The organism is Stenotrophomonas sp. IS26 (assembly GCF_054188265.1).
The window spans coordinates 1-19,196 of record NZ_JBSZJV010000026.1 but is presented as its reverse complement, the minus strand read 5'-3'; the positions used below and the strand labels follow the sequence as shown (position 1 = coordinate 19,196).

The following is a 19,196-nucleotide window of genomic DNA, read 5'->3' as shown; positions in this document are numbered from 1 at the left end:
CCATGACCACCACTCTGTACGGATTGAAGAACTGCGACACCTGCAGGAAAGCCACCAAGTGGCTGGACCGTTTCCAGGTGCCGTACACCTTCGTCGACTACCGCGACCACACGCCAACGCCGGAGACCCTGATCGACTGGGCCGGCCAGGCCGGTGGCTTTCCTGCGTTGATCAACCGGTCCTCCACCACGTGGCGGCAACTGCCGGAGAACCGCAAAGCGGCTGACTCCGAGGCCGAGTGGAAGCTGCTGCTGCGCGAGTACCCGCAGCTGATCAAGCGCCCGGTGGTGGTGAGCGCCGATGGCGTGATGACCCAGGGCTTCTCGGACAACGGCTTCAAGCAGCGGTTCGGAGTGGGCGCGTGAACGACGTCGTTGCCCTGACCTGCGACCTGATCGCGCGCGCCTCGGTCACGCCCGAGGATGCCGGTTGCCAGGCGCTGCTGGCCGGCCGACTTGAGCGCGCCGGCTTCCACTGCGAACACCTGCGCCTGGGCGAGGTCGACAACCTGTGGGCCACGCACGGGCAGGGCGCACCGGTGCTGGTGCTGCTCGGGCATACCGATGTGGTGCCGACCGGCCCGGTCGCGGCCTGGGCCAGTGATCCGTTCGATCCGCAGATCCGTGATGGCGTGCTGTACGGACGTGGCGCGGCCGACATGAAAGGCAGTGTGGCCGCGTTCGTGGTCGCCGCCGAGCAGTTCGTGGCCGCCCATCCGGACCATCCCGGCACCTTGGCCGTGCTGCTGACCAGCGACGAGGAGGGCGACGCCATCGATGGTGTGCGTCGTGTGGCCGATATCTTCCGCGAACGCGGCCAGGCCATCGACTGGTGCATCACCGGTGAACCGTCCTCCACCGCGGTGCTCGGCGATCTGCTGCGCGTGGGCCGCCGCGGCAGTCTCTCGGCTACGCTGACGGTGAAGGGCGTGCAGGGCCATGTCGCGTATCCGGACAAGGCGCGCAATCCGATCCATCTGGCCGCCGCGGCACTGGCCGAACTGACCGCACGGCACTGGGATGATGGCTTCGAGAGCTTCCCGCCGACCAGCCTGCAGGTCTCCAACATCCATGCCGGCACCGGGGCGAACAATGTGATTCCGGGTGAGCTGCAGGTGCTGTTCAACCTGCGCTACAACCCGCACTGGAATGCGCCGGCGCTGGAGCAGGAGATCGCCGCGCTGCTGCAGCGTCATGCGCTCGAGTACACGCTCAAGTGGCATCGCAGTGGCGAGCCGTTCTATACCCCGGAAGGCACGCTGCGCCGGGTTGCCCGCGAAGTGCTCGGTGAGTTCGCCGGTGCGCCGCCGGAGGAGAGCACCGGCGGTGGCACCTCCGATGCGCGCTTCATCGCGCCGCTGGGCGCGCAGTGCATCGAAGTGGGGCCGGTCAACGCGAGCATCCATCAGGTTGACGAAAATGTCCGCGTGGCGGATCTGGAAGCGCTGCCGGCGTTGTACCAGCGCCTGATCGAGCGTTTGCTCGCCTGACGCCATCGGGTTGAATCAACCGCCGCTCGATTACGGTAGTGCCGGCCGCTGGCCGGTTCGCCCTTACGCCACGATCAACCCGAACGAGGCCAACGCGGCCGCTGCCTGGCGCTGTGAAATCACTGCCTTCTTGAACAGCTTGGCGTCCATCACGTTGAGCCCGCTGATGTCGGTGCCGCGCAGGTCGGCGCCTTCAAAGCGCGTCAGCCGCGTCTGTGCGTTGCGCAGGCTGCCGCCGTTGAAGACCGCATCGCGGAAATCGCAGCCGGACAGCTCGGCCTCGGAGAAATCCATACCCTCCAGCTGCGCCTTGCGGAACGACATCCCGCGCAGGTCCGCGCTGACCAGCAGGCAATCGCGGAATTCCAGCGCCCAGCCGGTCACTTCCTGCAGGTGCGCGCCAGTCAGCTTGCAGTCCTGGAACTGCACCGAGGAGAGCGTTGCGCGACGCCAGTGACTGTTGTTGAGATCGCAGTGCGAGAAGCGCGCATCGCTGAGCAGGGCCGAACTGAAATCGCACTGGCTGCCGCGGCACTTCGTCCACTGGCTTTCTTCCAGCGAGGCCGCCAACCAGCTCGCGCCGGTGACCGAGCACTGGTTGAACTGGAACCCATCCATGTCCAGCCGCGAGAAGTCGCCGTGATCGAACGTGCAGTTCTCGAACACGGCTCCCCGCGAATGCGCGGCGATGATGGCCTGCATGCGGTCGCGGGTGAGGGTTTCATCGCGGAACGTGGCGGTGTTCATGCGGTCATTCTGGGCGATGTTCCGGACCATGGGCAGACTTGAAGCGTGTTGCGGAATGTGTACAAAACGGCGCCCCGATGCCCGGCACTACTCGAACGTCCAGAACGGCGGCTCGATGGTCTTGCGCCAGTAGGTTTCCCCGGCCAGGTAGAACTTCTGCGCATAGGCCTTGGCGAACCAACCGGCGGCCGCGTCCAGATCACGCGTCACGCCGGCGCGGCCGCGGCCCAGCAGGAGGCCGCTGAAATACTGGCCATACACATTTCCCTGGTCCGCCGCCAGCCGATACCAGCGCAGCGCCTCGATACCATCGCGCGGCAGGCCCATGCCCAGTTCGTACATCGCCCCCAGATCCACCTGGGCATCGGCATCGCCCCGTTGCGCACGCCGCTGGATGTCGACGACCAGCGGATGCAGGGTGCCATCCGCCTGCGCCGCGATCTCCTGCGGCAGCCGCGAGGATTCGGACGGCATGTGGAAGTAGATCGTCGCGCGCAGGTCCCAGCGCAGCGCGCTGGCCGTGTCACCGCGTTCGCGATGGAACTTGGCCAGCATGAGCATCGCCATCGGGTTGCCGTGGTCGGCGGCAGCGCGGTACCAGCGCTCTGCTTTGCGCGGTGACGCGCGCAGCGCAGGGCCCTGGAGGATGTTCGGGCCGGTGCCATGCAGCAGCTCACCGTGGGTCCAGATCCGGCCCAGCGCCTCTTCGGCCTGGGGGTTGTGGAACGTCCACGGAGTGACGGCGGCGGCACGCTCGTACCAGGTCACCGCGCGCGGGTCGTTGAAGGTTTCGTAGGTTCTCGCGGCGTCCCAGGCACTGTCGAAGCTGCCATCGGCCGCCTTGGTCTCGAGCGACTGCACGATGCTCGCCGGCGTCCGCGAGGGGGCGCTGCTGCAGGCGATGAGGAAGAGGAGCAGGGCGATGCCGCCCAGGCGTGAAGCGATGCGTCCGATGCGAGGGGTCATGCCAGCCAGGGGGTACACAAGGGCGGTGATTATCGCCCGGCCCAGCAGCCCCGGGTTGTCCGCGGCGGTCGGTTTGGTTGCCATCGCAACAGTTGCACCGCCGCCAAAACCCGGTTACGGTCGGTCCATGTCCTCGTTCCCGGCCACCGCTGTCAGCAATACCAACCGCACTAATCTGCGCGCGAATAATCGTGCGCGGCCGATGCGGGACTGCGACCAGGGCTAGTACAAGCAACACGCCCGGACCCCAGAAAACCCGCATCGACCGATGCGGGTTTTTTTGTGGCCCGGGTTTACCCCTTCCGGGCCCGGGTGGCCGGTCGAATGCCTGCAATACGTGTATTCCCCCATCATCAGGAGCTGTTCCCATGTGTTCGATTTTCGGTATTTTCGGCCTCCAGGCCGGCGACGACCTCGCCGCATTGCGCCGCCATGCGCTGGACCTCTCGCAGCGCCAGCGCCATCGCGGCCCGGACTGGAGCGGGGTGTACGTCGATGACGGCGCCATCCTGGTCCACGAGCGCCTGGCCATCGTCGACCCCGCCGGTGGTTCACAGCCGCTGCTCTCCGAAGACGGCGGCCTGGCGCTGGCGGTCAACGGCGAAATCTACAACCACCGCGAACTGAAGGCCGAACTGGCCCAGCCGTACGCCTTCCAGACCGGCTCGGACTGCGAGGTGATCAACGCCCTCTACCGCGAAGACAGCCCGGCCTCGTTCCTGAACCGCCTCAACGGCATCTTCGCCTTCGCGCTGTGGGACCGCGCCGAGCAGCGCGTGCTGATCGCCCGTGATCCGATCGGCGTGGTGCCGCTGTACTGGGGCCACGACCAGGACGGCCGCCTGGTGGTGGCCTCCGAACTGAAGTCGCTGGTGGACATCTGCGCCGACGCCGCGCAGTTCCCGCCGGGGCATTGGTACGACAGCGCCACCGGCACGCTCACCCGTTACTACGAGCGCCCGTGGCGCGACTACGATGCGGTCGAAGGCGTGGAGGCAGATCGCGTCGAACTGCGTGAGGCGTTCGAGCGCGCGGTGCACCGCCAGTTGATGACCGATGTGCCCTACGGCGTGCTGCTCTCCGGGGGGCTGGATTCGTCGCTGGTCGCGGCCGTCGCCGCGCGCTATGCCCGCCACCGTGTCGAAGATGGCGATCAGAGTGAAGCCTGGTGGCCGCGCCTGCACTCCTTCGCGATCGGCCTGAAGGGCTCGCCCGATCTGGCGGCCGCCGCCATCGCGGCCGAAGCCCTGGGCACCGTGCACCACGGTTTCGAGTACACCTTCGAAGAGGGGCTGGATGCGCTGCCGGAAGTGATCCGCCACGTGGAAACCTACGACGTCACCACCATCCGCGCCTCCACGCCGATGTTCCTGCTGGCGCGCCGGATCAAGGCGATGGGCGTGAAAATGGTGCTGTCCGGTGAGGGCAGCGATGAGATCTTCGGTGGCTACCTGTACTTCCACAAGGCGCCGAACGCGCGCGAGTTCCATGAGGAGCTGGTGCGCAAGCTCGACGCGCTCAACAACTACGATTGCCTGCGCGCCAACAAATCGATGATGGCCTGGGGCGTGGAGCCGCGCGTGCCGTTCCTGGATCGCGAGTTCCTCGATGTGGCCATGCGCATCGATGCCAAGCACAAGATGGTCGGGCAGGGCCCCGCCGGTGCACGCCGGATCGAGAAGGCGGTGCTGCGCGAGGCCTTCGAAGGCTACCTGCCGGACTCGATCCTGTGGCGCCAGAAGGAGCAGTTCAGTGACGGTGTCGGCTATGGCTGGATCGACGGGCTCAAGGCCCATGCCGAAGCCCAGGTCAGTGACCGGGTGATGGCCGCGGCGGACAAGCGCTTCGTGCACAACCCGCCGCAGACCAAGGAAGCCTACTTCTACCGCCACGTGTTCGAGCAGTACTTCCCCACCCAGGCCGCGGCGGAGACCGTACCGGGTGGCAAATCCATCGCATGCTCCTCGCCAGCGGCGATCGCGTGGGACGCCAGCTTTGCCGCGATGGCCGATCCCTCCGGGCGCGCCATCGCCGGCGTACACGAACAGGCACTGGCCTGATCGGATGTGCCACACCGCCGCGTCGTCCGCGGTGGTGTGGCGACGCGTGCAGCCCGTAGAATCGCCCCTTCAATCGATGGGGATCGGTCATGGACTCTGACACCACCGGCATGCGCCGCAGCGGGCTGGCCTGGCGCTACCTGGGCTGGGTGGCGCTGCCGCTGTTGATCGGCCTGGGCCTGGCGCGGTTTGCCGGCCCGGCCGTGACCGCGCGGGTGGCACGTGCAGAGTCCTCGCTGGGGGCCGACTGGGCTGCGCATCTGCATGCGCCGCTCGGTCTGTTCCTGCTGCAGTTGCTGGTGTTGCTGATGGTCGCCAAGGGCGCGGGCTGGGTGTTCCGCCGCCTGGGCCAGCCGGGGGTGATCGGTGAGATGGCGGCCGGCCTGATGATGGGGCCGCTGGTGCTGGGCGCCGTGTTGCCGCAGGTACATGGCGTGCTGTTCCCGCCGGCATCGCTCGGTCCGCTCGGTCTGCTCAGCCAGCTCGGCGTGCTGATGTTCCTGCTGGTGGCCGGGGCGGAGCTGGATCTGGGCGGACTGCGGGGGCGACGTCGTTTTGCCTTCGTGGTCAGCCATGCCGGCATCGCGGTGCCCTTCGTGCTGGGCGTGCTGCTCGCGATCTGGCTGTACGGTGCACACGCGCCGTCGGGCGTGGGCTTCACCGGCTTCGCGTTGTTCGTGGGTATTTCATTGAGCATCACCGCTTTCCCGGTGCTGCTGCGCATTCTGGCCGACCGGGGCATGACCGGCACGCCGCTGGGCCAGACCGCCATCGCCTGCGCCGCGCTCGGTGATGCCACTGCATGGTGCCTGCTGGCCCTGATCGTGGCGGCTGCGCAATCGCAGGGCTGGGTGCCCGCGACGATCAATCTGGTCTGCGTGGTTGCCTTCGTCGCGTTGATGCTGGGCGTGGTGCGCCCGTGGTTCTCGCGCCTGGTGATCGCACCGGGCCAGGAAGGACGCTGGCTGCTGATCATGCTGTTGATGGCGCTGGCCTGCGCGCTGGTTACCGAGATGCTGGGCATCCACGCGCTGTTCGGCGCCTTCGCGGCAGGGGTGGCGGTGTCCGGCAACGCCACCCTGCGGCATACCGTGGCCGAGCGCGTCGAGCCGTTCGCGGTCACCTTGCTGCTGCCGCTGTTCTTCGCCATGACCGGCCTGCGCATGCGCGCCGATGCCCTGCAGGCCAGCGACCTGGCGCTGTGCCTGATCGTGATCGTGGTGGCCACGCTGGGCAAGCTGATCGGCACCTGGAGCGCAGCGCGCAGTGCCGGCATGGGCAGCCATGAGGCGTGGAAGCTCGGTGCCCTGATGAACACCCGCGGCCTGATGGAGCTGATCGTGCTCAACCTGGGCTACGAGCTGGGCTTCCTCGGCGACCGCCTGTTTGCCGTGCTGGTGATCATGGCCCTGGTGACCACGGCCATGACCGGGCCGCTGCTCAACGCAATGGAGCGGTGGAAGAGGCGGTAGCCGTAGGGTCGGCCACCGCCCGTGATCATTCCACGGGGACCAGCGTCAGCGTGTACGCGGTCTTGCCCGGCAGGAACGGGGTGGGTGTTCCCTTCACCCAGGCGTCGTGTCCGGCGCCCCAGAACGGTGACAACGGGTGACCGCTCTGCCCACCGGGCATGTGGATCCATCCCTCGGCTTCGTGGCCGGGCGAGACCACCATCCGCTGCGACGCCCCGAACGCGGGCCCCTGCACGCGGGGCATGTCGCGGTCGCCGGGCAACGGATCGGCGGGCATGCACAGCCATCGTCGGGCGACGTTGGGCAGGGCGCGACTGACCGGGTGACAGATCGCGGCGGTGTTGCGCTCGCCCCACGTACGCGCCTCCAGCGGTCCCTGACTGCTCAGGTCTGTCTCCAGCGCCTTGGCGGTATCGGTCAACAGCGCATTCCAGCTGGCATACGGGGGCGGCAGCAGATGCGCCGGCCGTTCGCTCACCAATGGCCACAACACGCCCTCGAACTGCCCCAGTCGCGGCTCCAGATAGGCCTCGCCGAGCTGTGCTTTCGCTGGCGCGAGCAGGCCTTCGCCAACGCGGTCGATCAACATGCCGCGGAAACCGCGGGTGATCCGGTAGCTGACCGAATCGACGCCCGCACGGCCCTCCCATCGCCGGGTTGCGACCTCAAGCCGCTGCAGGGCAGGGTCATCGCTGGTCGTGACGACCTCGCGCAGCAGGTGCCACCAACGCGTGAGCAACAGGGCGCGATCGTCGAGCTGGATCGCCAGCAGGTCGGCCTCGGTGAAGCGCTCCTTCGCCATCAGGCCGTCGCGGATCTGCCGCCCGCGTGCACCCAGGTCGTAGCCCCCGTTCCCGGCGATGGCCAGCGCGTCCCCATCGAGTACACGGCCGTTGGCGGTCCACAGCCGATGGGAGGGGGGATCGATCAATGCGGGCGCGCCATCGCTGCGGATCGCCCACGGCGTGCAGCTCGCGGGCGCCGTGATCGTGTTGCCGTCTGGCGGGCAGCCCGCAGCGCGATCCGGGCGTGTGCCGATCAACCGCCAGGCGATGCGTCCGTTACGGTCGGCGATCACCAGATTCTGCGCGGGAATACCGCTGCGGTCGGCGACCTGGAACGCCTGGTCAAGATCCCTTGCGCGCGCCATCTCGGCAAAGTCCAGACGGACCGCACCGGGAAGCTGCGCCGTCCAGCGCAGTGCCTCGCCACTGCCGTCCGGCCGTTCGTGGAGTACCGGACCCCAGGCGGTCTCGCGCACGCGCAGCGTCACCGGCGCTTGACGGGCGACGCGGATACGCTCTTCATGCGTGGTGATGCCCTGGGCATGGGCGGGTACGCTGCGGAAATCGGCGGTGTCGATGTAACTGTTGGTGAAGCCCCAGGCAACGTGTCCGTTGCTGCCGACGACGATGGCCGGCAGGCCGGGCAGCGAGAAGCCGCTGACATCGACACGCCCGTCGGGCGCCTGCGGATCGGGATAGCGCAGCCGTACCCGGAACCAGAGATTCGGCGCGCGCAGTCCCAGGTGCATGTCGTCGGCGACGATGGCGCGGCCGTCCGTGGTCAGTGCACCGGACACGGCGAAGTTGTTGCTGCCCAGCACGTCCGGGTCCAGATGACCGGCGGCGGCACCGGTTGCCTGCGCCGCATCGAGCCGTCGGAGATCGAGCGCCGTGGCGTCCGGTAGCGGGGCGTTGCCGCGCGCCCCGCCAAACAGGGGGGCATCCCACTCGCTGCCCTCGTGGCTGAGCAGTGCATACAGCGCCGGTGGCACCACCGCGCGGATCCGCGCCATCGCCAGTTCGTTCTGATTGGTGGGGTCCTGCAGGTCGGCATACATCGCCAGCCCGGTCAGCACGCTGTCTTCGGTCCGCCACGGTGCGGGCGTCTGGCGCAGCAGCAGATAGGGCCAAGGCCGTACCCGAAGATCCGCGACGCCTTGGTTGATGCCGTCCACATAGGCCTGCAGGGCAGCGGCACTGCTGCCCGTGGCAACCTCCAGGTGGGCCTCGGTGCGCGCCCGCAGCCGGTGCACGCGCATGCGCTTGTCCATCTCGATCGCCGCCGGGCCGAACAGCTCGGCGAGCTCGCCAGCGGCAGTACGACGCATCAGGTCCATCTCGAAGTAGCGCTCCTGCGCATGCACCAGACCCAGCGCCCGCATCGCATCGGCCTGGGTCCCGGCCTCGATGGTGACCACGCCCAAGGCATCCCGGGTGATGCTCACCGGCGCCGCCAAGCCGGTCATGGCCTGTTCGCCTTCCAGGCGGGGCAGGCTGCCACGCAGCAGCCACCACACCATCAAAACCGCCGCCAGCGTCAGTATCAACACTCCCCAGACCAACCGCTTCAGCCAATGCCGCATCCCGCGCGTCCCCCTGTAGGTGTGGTTCGATTGTAGGGAGGCGTGAACGCCCTGTGCACGCCGACCGAAGCGCAACTGCAACTGATTCCGATTAGATCACCGGAATTCCAGATAGGGCACCATGCGCGCATTGATTCATCAGGAGCACCCCCCATGAAAGGCAACCCGGACGTCATCGCCTGCTTGAAGGAACTGCTGCGCGGCGAGTTGGCCGCGCGCGACCAGTACTTCATCCATTCGCGCCGCTACGAAGACCAGGGCCTGTTCGCGCTCTATGAGCGCCTCAACCACGAGATGGAAGAAGAGACCCAGCACGCCGACGCGCTGCTGCGCCGCATCCTCTTCCTCGGCGGCGACCCGGACATGCGCCCGCATGTGTTCGAGCCCGGCGTGACCGTGGAAGAGATGCTGCAGAAGGACCTGGAGACCGAGTACAGCGTCCGCGACAACCTGGCCGCCGGCATGAAGCTGTGCGAACAGCACCAGGATTATGTCAGCCGCGACATGCTGCTGGTGCAGTTGAAGGACACCGAGGAAGACCATGCCTGGTGGCTGGAACAGCAGTTGGGCCTGATCAAGCGCATCGGCCTGGCGCTGTACCAGACCAGCAAGATGGATGCGAAAGGCACCGCTGCGCACTGAGTGCGGCATCGGGTTCCGCACGCCAGCCAGCCTTCGCCAGCCAGCTGCTGAACCCCCGTCCGCCCGCCAGCCTCTGCCAGCCAGCTGACGTTGATTCGAACAGAGAGGCCGGGGAAACCCGGCCTTTTCTGTGGGCAAAAAGGTTCTCCCTCCGTCCGCGTGGCAAGCCTGAAGCGCTCTGAACCTTTCAGTCGCGGCCGCAGGTGGGTCGAGCGCTGGGCCGCGATGCCCTTGCCGGCGAATGTCCCCCGGCGTCGGCCTGCGGCCGCCACCTCCTCCTTTATTTCGCCCACAAGGGCATCGCGACCCACGTATAGAGACCACTGGCGCTTCACAGCAATGCCCGGTGTTACGCCTGCGCGCCGCGAGCCGAGCCCCGTAGCGGCCGGCAGGCTCTTGGGCAAAATCAAGGAGGAGGACGTCGCCGTCAGGCGGCGGCCGGGGGACATTTGCCGAGGGGCCTGCCGGTCGCTACGGGGCCCCTCACGCTCTCGGTAGACCCGAGCGGAGACACCGCCAGATCCAACATGCACCGCAGGCGCTCCCTTCGTTGGGAGAAGAACAAAAAAACGGCCGGGTTTCCCCGGCCGTTCCGATTCACGTCAACACCGCGACGCTTACTCCACCGCCAGCCCTTCCACCTTCTGCCAGCCACGCGGCAGCAGATGGCCACGGGTGGCGCGGGTGCCCAAGTAGGTGTCCAGATCCTTGAACGACAGGTTCATCGTGCGCTGGCCGCTGCGGACCAGCAGCGTGTTGCCCGGCGCAACGGACACCACCGCGACCACGCGCTCGGTGGCGAGCTTGGCTTTGGGGATGTCGATGATCTTGTTGCCCTTGCCCTTGTCCAGTTCCGGCAGGTCGCTGGCCGCGATCGCCAGCAGGTTGCCCGAGCTGGTCACGGCCACGATGCGGTCCGTCTCCGGATTGGCGACCACGGCCGGGGTCAGCACCTTGGAGCCGGAGGTCAGGTTGAGCATCGCCTTGCCGGCCTTGTTGCGGCCGGTGAGGTTCTCGAAGCGGGTCACGAAGCCGTAGCCGTGCGTGGAGGCCAGCACAAAGCGCGTGTTGTTCTCGCCGCTGGCCAGGGTCATGAAGGCGCTGCCCGGCGCTGGTGAGAAGCGACCGGTCAGCGGTTCGCCATTGCCACGGGCCGAGGGCAGGGTATGGATCAGGGTCGAATACGCCCGGCCCTCGCTGTCCAGGAACGCCACCTGCTGCGTGCTGCGTGCGCGCACCGAACCGAGCAGCGCATCGCCATCACGGTAGGACAGGGTGGACGGGTCCATGTCGTGGCCCTTGGCCGCACGGATCCAGCCCTTCTCCGAGAGCACCACCGTCATCGGCTCGCTCGGCACCAGCTCGGTTTCATCGATGGCCTGCGCCGCGCCACGCTGCACCAGCGGCGAGCGACGGTCATCGCCGAACTTCTTGGCATCGGCCACCAGCTCATCGCGGATCAGCTTCTTCAGCTTGGCCTTGCTCTCCAGGATGCCGACGATCTTGTCGCGTTCCTTGGCCAGCTCGTCCTGCTCACCGCGGATCTTCATCTCTTCCAGGCGGGCCAGCTGCTTCAGCTTGGTTTCCAGGATGTACTCGGCCTGTTCCTCGCTCAGCGCGAAGCGCGCGATCAGCGCCGGCTTGGCTTCGTCCTCGGTGCGGATGATGTGGATCACTTCATCCAGGTTGAGGAAGGCGATCAGCAGGCCATCCAACATGTGCAGGCGGCGCTCGACCTTCTGCAGGCGATGGTTGAGGCGGCGGGTCACGGTGGTGCTGCGGAACTGCAGCCACTCGCTGAGCAGGGTCTTGAGGTTCTTCACCTGCGGGCGGCCGTCCAGGCCGATCACATTGAGGTTGACCCGGTAGCTGCGCTCCAGATCGGTGGTGGCGAACAGGTGGCCCATCAGCTGCTCGGCGTCCACGCGGTTGGAGCGCGGTACCAGCACCACGCGCACCGGGTTGGCGTGGTCGGACTCATCGCGGATGTCCTCCAGCCACGGCAGCTTCTTGGCGCGCATCTGCGCGGCGATCTGCTCGATCACCTTCGACGGCGACACCTGGAACGGCAGCGCATTGACCACGATGTTGCCGTTCTCCTTCAGGAAGGTGGAACGCGCCCGCACGCTGCCGTAGCCGGTTTCGTACATGGTGCGCAGATCGGCGATCGGCGTGATGATCTCGGCGAAGCTCGGGTAGTCCGGGCCTTTCACGTGCTCGCACAGGTCGGTGACCGTCGCATCGGGGTCGTCGAGCAGGTGCAGCAGTGCGCTGACGATCTCGTTGAGGTTGTGCGGCGGCACATCGGTGGCCATGCCCACGGCGATGCCGGTGGTGCCGTTGAGCAACAGGTGCGGCAGGCGCGCCGGCATCCAGGTCGGCTCTTCCAGCGTGCCGTCGAAGTTGGGGGTCCAGTCGGTGGTGCCCTGGTTGATCTCGCCCAGCAGCACTTCGGCGATCGGGGTCAGCTTGGACTCGGTGTAACGCATGGCCGCGAACGACTTGGGATCATCGGTCGAACCGAAGTTGCCCTGGCCTTCGATCAGCGGGTAGCGGTACGAGAACGGCTGGGCCATCAGCACCAGCGCTTCGTAGCAGGCGCTGTCGCCATGCGGGTGGTACTTGCCGATCACGTCACCGACGGTACGCGCGGACTTCTTCGGCTTGGAGGACGCGTTCAGACCCAGCTCGCTCATCGCGTAGATGATGCGGCGCTGCACCGGCTTCAGGCCGTCGCCGAGGAACGGCAGTGCGCGGTCGAGCACCACGTACATGGAATAGTCCAGGTACGCCCGTTCGGCGTACTCGCGCAGGGGCAGCTGTTCAAAGCCGTGGAACGCGGGGCGGGCAAGATCGGTCATGCGGGATTGTTACCTGTGGCAAGGGACGGCGACGGCTGTCGCCCTCGCAGGCGGATGATTATCCGGATGCGGCCGGGGATGCCAAGCCGCGTGATGGGTTCAGGGGGAGTCCGCTGCGCGCCAGATAGCGCCCGGGCGGGCTGCCGAAGTGGCGGCGGAAGACAGTAACGAAGGCGCTGGGGCTGCTGAACCCCAGTTCGTGCGCGATATCGGACACGCTCTGGCCATCGGAGAGCCGGCGCAGCCCCTCGGCCAGCCGGGCCTGCTGGCGCCATTGCGCGAAGCTGAGCGTGGTTTCATCGCGGAAGTGCCGGGTCAGTGTACGCGGCGACAGCCCGGCCCACTGGGCCCATTGCTCCAGGCTGCGGCCGTCGGCCGGGTCGGCGATCAGCTGCGAGGCGATCCTCAGCAGGCGCCGGTCCTGCGGCATCGGCAGGTGCATGCGCTGGCGCGGCGCATTGCGGATCTCGTCCAGCAGGACCTCGATCATGTGCTGCTGGCGCAGGCTCGGCTCGGCCGCGGGCACCCACGCGGTGACGCGCAGCGAGAGCGCCTGCAGGAGATCGGAAATGGCCAGCACGCAAGGTTCGTCGGGCAGATCACAGGCCATCGGCGCGCTCACGATCACGCCCCAGCCACGCAGCGGCCCGCAGATATCCACCGTATGCGGCTCGCCCGGTGGCATCCAGCCGGCACAGCCCGGTGGCAGCGACCAGGTGCCGTGGCGGGTGCGGGTGGTGAGCAGCCCGGCCTCCACGCAGATCAGCTGGGCGCGCCGGTGCTGGTGCCAGTCGATCTCGCGTTCCAGCCCCTTGGGGCTCTCGATGCGGAAGCCGAGCACGCCCAGTCCGTCATCCCGCTCGAACCAGTCCAGGACCTGGTTGCGGATCATCTGGGTGGCCTCGGTCTCCAGCGCTGGCCTGAAAGTGTTATCCATTGTCCAAATTGTAATACCCGGCCAGTGGCGGGCGCCATTAAGGTAGCGACCTCCCCATTGTTCTGATTGCTGCAACACAGCATTTGGTTCCAAATTAAATATTTCTATTGAGAAATATATTTTTTGGAAGAGAATGCTCACCCATGATCTGCCCTGATGCCCATCCCCCCAGCTTCGGACTCCTGCTGCGCCAAGTGCGCGATGGCCTGGTCCGTCAGCTAGACACGTCGATGGCCGAGGAAAACCTCGGTATTGGCTTCACCCACTATCTCGGCCTGAAGGTGCTCGCGGCACGTGCCCCGTGCACCGCCAACGAGTTGGCCCAGGCCCTGGACCAGGTGCCCAGCGCGGTCACCCGCCTGCTGGACAAGCTGGAAGCCCTGGACTGCGTGCGGCGCGAGCCACATGCCCAGGACCGGCGGGCGCTGCAGATCGTGCTGACCGAACCGGGCCGCCAGTTGTGGGCCCGCCTCAAACAGCGGGGCGACCAGACCATCGACGACGCCATGCGTGATCTGTCTGCGGACGAACGCGCGCAGCTGCTTTCCCTCATGACCCGTGTACGCGACTCACTGGTAACGCCATGACTTCCATGTTTGAACGTTCTTATTCACTGCGCCCACTGCGGCCGGTGCTGGTCTCCGCGCTGGCGCTTGCGCTGGCCGCGTGTGCCAGCAGCCGCGGCCTGGAGCCGCAGGGCCGTCTGCTCGATGCCGACAGCCTGCAGACCCAGCGCACCCTGGCCGGCACCGGCCTGAGCCAGCCCGGCTGGCCAGCCACGGACTGGTGGCGCGCGCTGGGCGATCCGCAGCTGGACGCGCTGATCGCCGAGGGCCTGCAGCGCAATCCGGGGCTGGACGCGGCCGATGCACGCCTGCGCCAGGCGCGTGCCCAGATCGGCACCGCCCGCGCCGACCGCCTGCCCAGCGTGTCCGCCTCCGGTGGCTACACCGGCGTACGCCTGCCCGAATCGATGGTCGGCGACGAACTCGGCGGCAGCTATGCCGGCAGCGGCCAGGCCTATCTGAGCTTCAGCTACGGCATCGACCTGTGGGGTGGCAAGCGCGCCGCGTGGGAAGCGGCCGTGGACAGCGGTCATGCCGCCGAAGTGGACGCCCAGGCCGCACGCCTGAATCTCTCCGCCGCCATCGCCGAGGCGTATGCGCAGCTCGGTTACGCGTGGACGCTGCATGACGTGGCCAGCGAAGAACTGGCCCGATCGCAGAAGACGCTGGAGCTGACCCGTCAGCGACGTGCCGCTGGCATCGACAGTGACCTGCAGACCCGCCAGGCCGAAGCCCGTATTCCGGCCGCGCAGCAGCAACAGCAGGCCGCGCAGCAGCAGATCGACGAAGCCCGCACCGCGCTCGCCGCGCTGGTCGGGCAGGGCCCCGACCGGGGCCTGCAGATCGTGCGCCCGCAGGTGTTGAACCCGCTGGCCCTGCAGCTGCCCGGCGTGCTGCCGAGCGAACTGCTCGGCCGTCGCCCGGACATCGTCGCCGCGCGCTGGCGCGTGGAAGCAGCCAACCGCGAGATCCACGCGGCCAAGGCCGCGTTCTATCCCAGTCTCAACCTGACCGCCCTGGGCGGCGTGGTCTCCAGTGAAGTAGACCAGCTGCTCAAGAGTGGCTCGACGTTCGCTTTCCTCGGCCCGGCACTGAGCCTGCCGATCTTCGACGGTGGCCGCCTGCGCGCCAATCTGGGCAAGACCGACGCGCAGTACGACCTGGCCGTGGCCGACTACAACCAGTCCGTGCTCAACGCGCTGCGCGATGTCGCCGACCAGGTCAACGCGGTGCGCTCGCTGGCCGACCAGGCCAATGCCCAGGCCCAGGCCGTCAGCACGGCGCGTGCCGCCCATGATCTGGCCGAACAGCGCTACCGCGCCGGCATCGGCAGCTACCTGGATGTGCTCAGCGTCGAAGAGCAGTTGCTGGTCTCCCAGCAGCGGCTGGCCGAACTGCAGTCGCGTCAGATCCTTGTTTCGGTCCGCCTGAGCCAGGCGTTGGGCGGTGGTTTCACCCCGACCAGCGATGCCGCCACGGTCGCCGCCACCCCCGAATCCTCGCATTCCTGAGAGTCATCCCCATGAGTCAGACCTCCGCCCCCGCTGCCGAGAAGGCAGCTCCCTCCCGTCGCGGCAAGCTGCTGCGCGGCCTGCTGGTCATCGTAGTGCTGCTGCTGGCCGCGCTGGCCCTGTGGTACTTCATGTTCGGCCGCTGGTTCGAAGAAACCGACGATGCGTACGTGCAGGGCAACCAGGTCCAGATCACCCCGCTGATCAGCGGCACCGTGGTCGGGATCAACGCCGATGACGGCATGCGCGTCGAGCGCGGCCAGTTGCTGGTCCAGCTGGACCCGGCCGACACCGAAGTGGCCCTGCAGCAGGCCGAAGCCAACCTCGCCAAGACGGTCCGCCAGGTGCGCGGTCTGTACCGCAGCGTGGAAGGTGCCCAGGCCGAATTGAACGCGCGCCAGGTCACCCTCAAGCGCGTGCGCGAGGACTTCAACCGTCGTAAGGATCTGGCCAGCAGCGGCGCGATCTCCAATGAAGAACTGGCGCACGCCCGCACCGAACTGGCGGCTGCCGAAGCCGCCGTGGCCGGTTCGCGCGAGACCTTCGAGCAGAGCAACGCGCTGGTCGATGACACCGTGATCGCCACCCAGCCGGACGTGCAGGCCGCTGCCGCGCAGCTGCGCCAGGCCTACCTCAACAATGCCCGCGCCGGCATCGTCGCGCCGGTCACCGGTTACGTGGCGCGTCGTTCGGTGCAGGTCGGCCAGCGCGTGCAGCCAGGCAATGCCCTGATGGCCGTGGTGCCGACCGAGCAGATGTGGGTGGAAGCCAACTTCAAGGAAACCCAGCTGCGCCACATGCGCCTGGGCCAGGAAGTGGAGCTGCGTTCGGACCTGTACGGCGGTGATGTGACCTACAAGGGCCGCATCGACAGCCTCGGCCTGGGCACCGGTTCGGCGTTCTCGCTGCTGCCGGCGCAGAACGCCAGCGGCAACTGGATCAAGATCGTGCAGCGCGTGCCGGTGCGTATCGCCATCGATGCCAAGCAGCTGGCCGAGCATCCGCTGCGCATTGGTCTGTCGATCAAGGCCGAAGTCAGCCTGCGTGACCAGAAGGGCACCGTGCTGCCGACCGAGATCGCCAAGGGCCAGGTGTTTGATACCGACGTCTATGCCAAGCAGCTGCACAGCGCCGACGATGTGATCCACCAGATCATCCAGCGCAACCTGCCGCAGCAGGGCAAGGCGAGCTGAGGCGACCATGTCCGCACAAGCTCCCGCCGCACCGGGCGCCCCCGCGGCCCCGGGCACGGCCTTCCGGCCGGCCAACGTCGCCCTGTGCACCGCAGGCCTGGCGATGGCCTCGTTCATGCAGGTCCTGGACACCACCATCGCCAACGTCTCCTTGCCGACCATCGCCGGTAATCTCGGCGCCAGTTCGCAGCAGGCCACTTGGGTCATCACCTCGTTCGCGGTCAGCACCGCGATCGCGCTGCCACTGACCGGCTACCTCAGCCGGCGCTTCGGCGAGACCAAGCTGTTCGTGTGGGCCACGTTGGCCTTTACATTGGCCTCGCTGCTGTGCGGCCTGGCTCAGAGCATGGGCATGCTGGTCGTCTCACGTGCGATCCAGGGTTTCGTCGCCGGCCCCATGTACCCGATCACGCAGAGCCTGCTGGTCTCGCTCTATCCACGTGAGAAACGCGGGCAGGCGCTGGCGTTGCTGGCCATGATCACCGTGGTCGCGCCGATCGCCGGCCCGATCCTCGGTGGCTGGATCACCGACAACTACAGCTGGGAATGGATCTTCCTGATCAACGTGCCGCTCGGCATCTTCGCCGCGCTGGTGGTGGGCAACCAGCTCAAGGGGCGCCCCGAACACGTCGAAAAGCCGAAGATGGATTACGTCGGCCTGATCACCCTGGTGATCGGCGTGGGCGCGCTGCAGCTGGTGCTCGATCTGGGCAACGACGAAGACTGGTTCAGTTCGACCAAGATCGTCGTGCTGGCCTGTGTGTCGGTGGTGGCGCTGGCGGTGTTCCTGATCTGGGAACTGACCGACAAGGACCCCATCGTCGACCTGCGCCTGTTCCGGCACCGCAACTTCCGCGCCGGGACGCTGGCGATGGTGGTGGCCTACGCGGCGTTCTTCAGCGTGGCGCTGCTGATTCCGCAATGGCTGCAGCGTGACATGGGCTACACCGCGATCTGGGCCGGTCTGGCGACCGCACCGATCGGCGTGCTGCCGGTGATCATGACGCCGTTCGTGGGCAAGTACGCTTCGCGGTTCGACATGCGCATGCTGGCCACGATCGCCTTCATCTTCCTGTCCTTCACCAGCTTCCTGCGTTCGGGTTTCAACCTGCAGGTGAACTTCGGCCATGTGGCCGGCATCCAGCTGATCATGGGTATCGGTGTCGCCTTGTTCTTCATGCCGGTGCTGCAGATCCTGCTGTCGGATCTGGACGGTCGCGAGATCGCAGCCGGTTCCGGTCTTGCCACCTTCCTGCGCACGCTGGGCGGCAGCTTCGCCGCCTCGCTGACCACGTGGTTGTGGGCACGCCGCACCCAGGAGCACCACGCGCATCTGACCGAGCACATCTCCGGCTACACCCCGGGCATGCAGGACCAGGTGACCGCGATGGGGCAGGGCGACCTGCAGCATGGCGCGGCGGCGCTCAACAACATGATCAACCACCAGGCCTCGCAGATGGGCTTCAACGACATCTTCTTCCTGCTGGGCTGGATCTTCCTGGCCATCATCGCCTTCCTGTGGCTGGCCAAGCCGCCGTTTGGCGCGGGGGCGGGCGCTGCCTCGGCCGGTGGGCATTGAAGTGCTTGCGGTGAGCTGAAACGAAAAACCCCGCCCAGTGCGGGGTTTTTTGTCAGACTTGTGCATGCTCCGCTGCCCAACTGACGACAGATGCCCCTCTAGTGAGGCGCAAGATTAGTCCTAGCGATCTCACTCCCCCAAGCAGTATGCAGATCGCGACAATGCCTAAGATGATGCTGTAAGGCGGGCCGCGATCAAGGAGCTCGAGCTGAGTGGCTTCCTGAGAAATCGCAGCAAGCGCTGCCAGGACGCCGGTGAGAATGGCCACGATATTGAAGCGGGTGGCCGCGTACTTGGCTTCAAGCTCTAGATGACGGGCCTTGTTCTGCAGCGCTGTTCGCCCAAGGTGGGACAAGCCCTTCGCAACTTGCTCATCTGCTTCATGCCTTTTGTCCATATGCGCATATAGGAACGATCGCGTGGGCATGGTGATGAAGATGGCGAGAGCAGCAAGCCATAAGGCGGCCATGAGGTACATCAGCGAGAGTATGCCCAAGCCCATGGGAAACCATAAGGATGTGTCCTCGTTTCCACTTACGAGTTTGATGATTGTCACGACGATAAGAATTGCGAACCAGCCTACGATGCTCGCAATCGAGATCCTCTCAAACGAGTCATACCAGGACTTAGGGTGAGGCACGGGCCGCAGGTGCTTAAGAACATCCGATGTAGAAAGCAGGTGCGTCTTTTCAGTGCTAACCATCTCAAGTTTCCATCCAGATCTGCAGTCCAATGACGGCATGGAAGGTTGCAACTTGAGGAGAGTGGTTCCTTAGCAACCTACGGCGGTCATTTGACTGGCCCG

15 protein-coding genes are annotated in these 19,196 nt (G+C 66.7%); 9 read left to right on the top strand and 6 right to left on the bottom strand.

All coding sequences use genetic code 11. The features are described 5' to 3' along the window. Positions 1-2: 2 nt before the first annotated feature. Together ACW6W5_RS16440 and dapE are read left to right on the top strand one after the other, a co-directional pair. A complete protein-coding gene (locus ACW6W5_RS16440) occupies positions 3-365 on the top strand; it encodes an arsenate reductase (RefSeq protein ID WP_152151859.1) in 363 nt (120 codons plus the stop codon). Next, entirely contained in the window at positions 362-1,489 is a 1,128-nt protein-coding gene (gene dapE, locus ACW6W5_RS16435; protein WP_152151774.1) for a succinyl-diaminopimelate desuccinylase, read from the top strand. The genes ACW6W5_RS16440 and dapE overlap by 4 nt, the downstream gene beginning before the upstream one ends. A gap of 63 nt (positions 1,490-1,552) precedes the next feature. On the opposite strand, the gene ACW6W5_RS16430 is transcribed toward dapE, so the two are convergent. Together ACW6W5_RS16430 and ACW6W5_RS16425 are read right to left on the bottom strand one after the other, a co-directional pair. Further along, positions 1,553-2,236: a pentapeptide repeat-containing protein gene (locus tag ACW6W5_RS16430; RefSeq protein ID WP_121042189.1), complete on the bottom strand. Its 684-nt coding sequence runs from the start codon at positions 2,234-2,236 to the stop codon at positions 1,553-1,555. An 87-nt stretch (positions 2,237-2,323) separates the two neighbouring features. Next, complete coding sequence (locus ACW6W5_RS16425) at positions 2,324-3,202, bottom strand: tetratricopeptide repeat protein (RefSeq protein ID WP_152151776.1); 879 nt, start codon at positions 3,200-3,202, stop codon at positions 2,324-2,326. Positions 3,203-3,570: 368 nt separating this feature from the next. On the opposite strand from ACW6W5_RS16425, the gene asnB reads away from it, so the two are divergent. Continuing rightward, positions 3,571-5,262 (top strand): asparagine synthase B, encoded by a 1,692-nt coding sequence (gene asnB, locus ACW6W5_RS16420; RefSeq protein WP_152151778.1) that lies wholly within the window; start codon positions 3,571-3,573, stop codon positions 5,260-5,262. Between the two features lie 89 nt (positions 5,263-5,351). Further along, complete coding sequence (locus ACW6W5_RS16415; protein WP_152151780.1) at positions 5,352-6,734, top strand: cation:proton antiporter; 1,383 nt, start codon at positions 5,352-5,354, stop codon at positions 6,732-6,734. A gap of 25 nt (positions 6,735-6,759) precedes the next feature. Here ACW6W5_RS16415 and ACW6W5_RS16410 read toward each other — a convergent pair whose 3' ends face one another. Next, entirely contained in the window at positions 6,760-9,102 is a 2,343-nt protein-coding gene (locus tag ACW6W5_RS16410; protein ID WP_152151782.1) for a penicillin acylase family protein, read from the bottom strand. A 153-nt stretch (positions 9,103-9,255) separates the two neighbouring features. Between ACW6W5_RS16410 and bfr the strand changes: the two genes are divergently transcribed. Beyond that, a complete protein-coding gene (bfr, locus tag ACW6W5_RS16405) occupies positions 9,256-9,744 on the top strand; it encodes a bacterioferritin (RefSeq protein WP_121041522.1) in 489 nt (162 codons plus the stop codon). 617 nt (positions 9,745-10,361) lie between these two features. On the opposite strand, the gene parC is transcribed toward bfr, so the two are convergent. Beyond that, positions 10,362-12,605, bottom strand: coding sequence for a DNA topoisomerase IV subunit A (gene parC, locus ACW6W5_RS16400; protein ID WP_121041523.1), 2,244 nt, complete (start codon positions 12,603-12,605; stop codon positions 10,362-10,364). A 58-nt stretch (positions 12,606-12,663) separates the two neighbouring features. Then, positions 12,664-13,542, bottom strand: a complete 879-nt coding sequence (locus ACW6W5_RS16395; RefSeq protein WP_152151784.1) for an AraC family transcriptional regulator — start codon at positions 13,540-13,542, stop codon at positions 12,664-12,666. A 143-nt stretch (positions 13,543-13,685) separates the two neighbouring features. On the opposite strand from ACW6W5_RS16395, the gene ACW6W5_RS16390 reads away from it, so the two are divergent. The 4 genes from ACW6W5_RS16390 to ACW6W5_RS16375 are packed head-to-tail and all read left to right on the top strand — an operon-like array spanning position 13,686 to position 18,391. Beyond that, a complete protein-coding gene (locus tag ACW6W5_RS16390; protein ID WP_121041527.1) occupies positions 13,686-14,129 on the top strand; it encodes a MarR family winged helix-turn-helix transcriptional regulator in 444 nt (147 codons plus the stop codon). Positions 14,130-14,134: 5 nt separating this feature from the next. Beyond that, entirely contained in the window at positions 14,135-15,619 is a 1,485-nt protein-coding gene (locus ACW6W5_RS16385; RefSeq protein WP_152151786.1) for an efflux transporter outer membrane subunit, read from the top strand. 11 nt (positions 15,620-15,630) lie between these two features. Next, entirely contained in the window at positions 15,631-16,812 is a 1,182-nt protein-coding gene (gene emrA / locus ACW6W5_RS16380; protein ID WP_121041531.1) for a multidrug efflux MFS transporter periplasmic adaptor subunit EmrA, read from the top strand. 7 nt (positions 16,813-16,819) lie between these two features. After that, entirely contained in the window at positions 16,820-18,391 is a 1,572-nt protein-coding gene (locus ACW6W5_RS16375; protein WP_152151788.1) for a DHA2 family efflux MFS transporter permease subunit, read from the top strand. A gap of 52 nt (positions 18,392-18,443) precedes the next feature. On the opposite strand, the gene ACW6W5_RS16370 is transcribed toward ACW6W5_RS16375, so the two are convergent. Next, a complete protein-coding gene (locus ACW6W5_RS16370) occupies positions 18,444-19,094 on the bottom strand; it encodes a hypothetical protein (RefSeq protein ID WP_121041535.1) in 651 nt (216 codons plus the stop codon). Positions 19,095-19,196 lie beyond the last annotated feature (102 nt).

Bases quoted from the DNA above. Each gene is read 5' to 3' on its own strand.
- ACW6W5_RS16410 (WP_152151782.1), bottom strand. From the start codon at position 9,102: ATGCGGCATTGGCTGAAGCGGTTGGTCTGGGGAGTGTTGATACTGACG.
- ACW6W5_RS16375 (WP_152151788.1), top strand. From the start codon at position 16,820: ATGTCCGCACAAGCTCCCGCCGCACCGGGCGCCCCCGCGGCCCCGGGC.
- ACW6W5_RS16430 (WP_121042189.1), bottom strand. From the start codon at position 2,236: ATGAACACCGCCACGTTCCGCGATGAAACCCTCACCCGCGACCGCATG.
- bfr (WP_121041522.1), top strand. From the start codon at position 9,256: ATGAAAGGCAACCCGGACGTCATCGCCTGCTTGAAGGAACTGCTGCGC.
- ACW6W5_RS16390 (WP_121041527.1), top strand. From the start codon at position 13,686: ATGATCTGCCCTGATGCCCATCCCCCCAGCTTCGGACTCCTGCTGCGC.
- ACW6W5_RS16370 (WP_121041535.1), bottom strand. From the start codon at position 19,094: ATGGTTAGCACTGAAAAGACGCACCTGCTTTCTACATCGGATGTTCTT.
- ACW6W5_RS16440 (WP_152151859.1), top strand. From the start codon at position 3: ATGACCACCACTCTGTACGGATTGAAGAACTGCGACACCTGCAGGAAA.
- emrA (WP_121041531.1), top strand. From the start codon at position 15,631: ATGAGTCAGACCTCCGCCCCCGCTGCCGAGAAGGCAGCTCCCTCCCGT.
- asnB (WP_152151778.1), top strand. From the start codon at position 3,571: ATGTGTTCGATTTTCGGTATTTTCGGCCTCCAGGCCGGCGACGACCTC.
- parC (WP_121041523.1), bottom strand. From the start codon at position 12,605: ATGACCGATCTTGCCCGCCCCGCGTTCCACGGCTTTGAACAGCTGCCC.
- ACW6W5_RS16395 (WP_152151784.1), bottom strand. From the start codon at position 13,542: ATGGATAACACTTTCAGGCCAGCGCTGGAGACCGAGGCCACCCAGATG.
- ACW6W5_RS16385 (WP_152151786.1), top strand. From the start codon at position 14,135: ATGTTTGAACGTTCTTATTCACTGCGCCCACTGCGGCCGGTGCTGGTC.
- ACW6W5_RS16415 (WP_152151780.1), top strand. From the start codon at position 5,352: ATGGACTCTGACACCACCGGCATGCGCCGCAGCGGGCTGGCCTGGCGC.
- ACW6W5_RS16425 (WP_152151776.1), bottom strand. From the start codon at position 3,202: ATGACCCCTCGCATCGGACGCATCGCTTCACGCCTGGGCGGCATCGCC.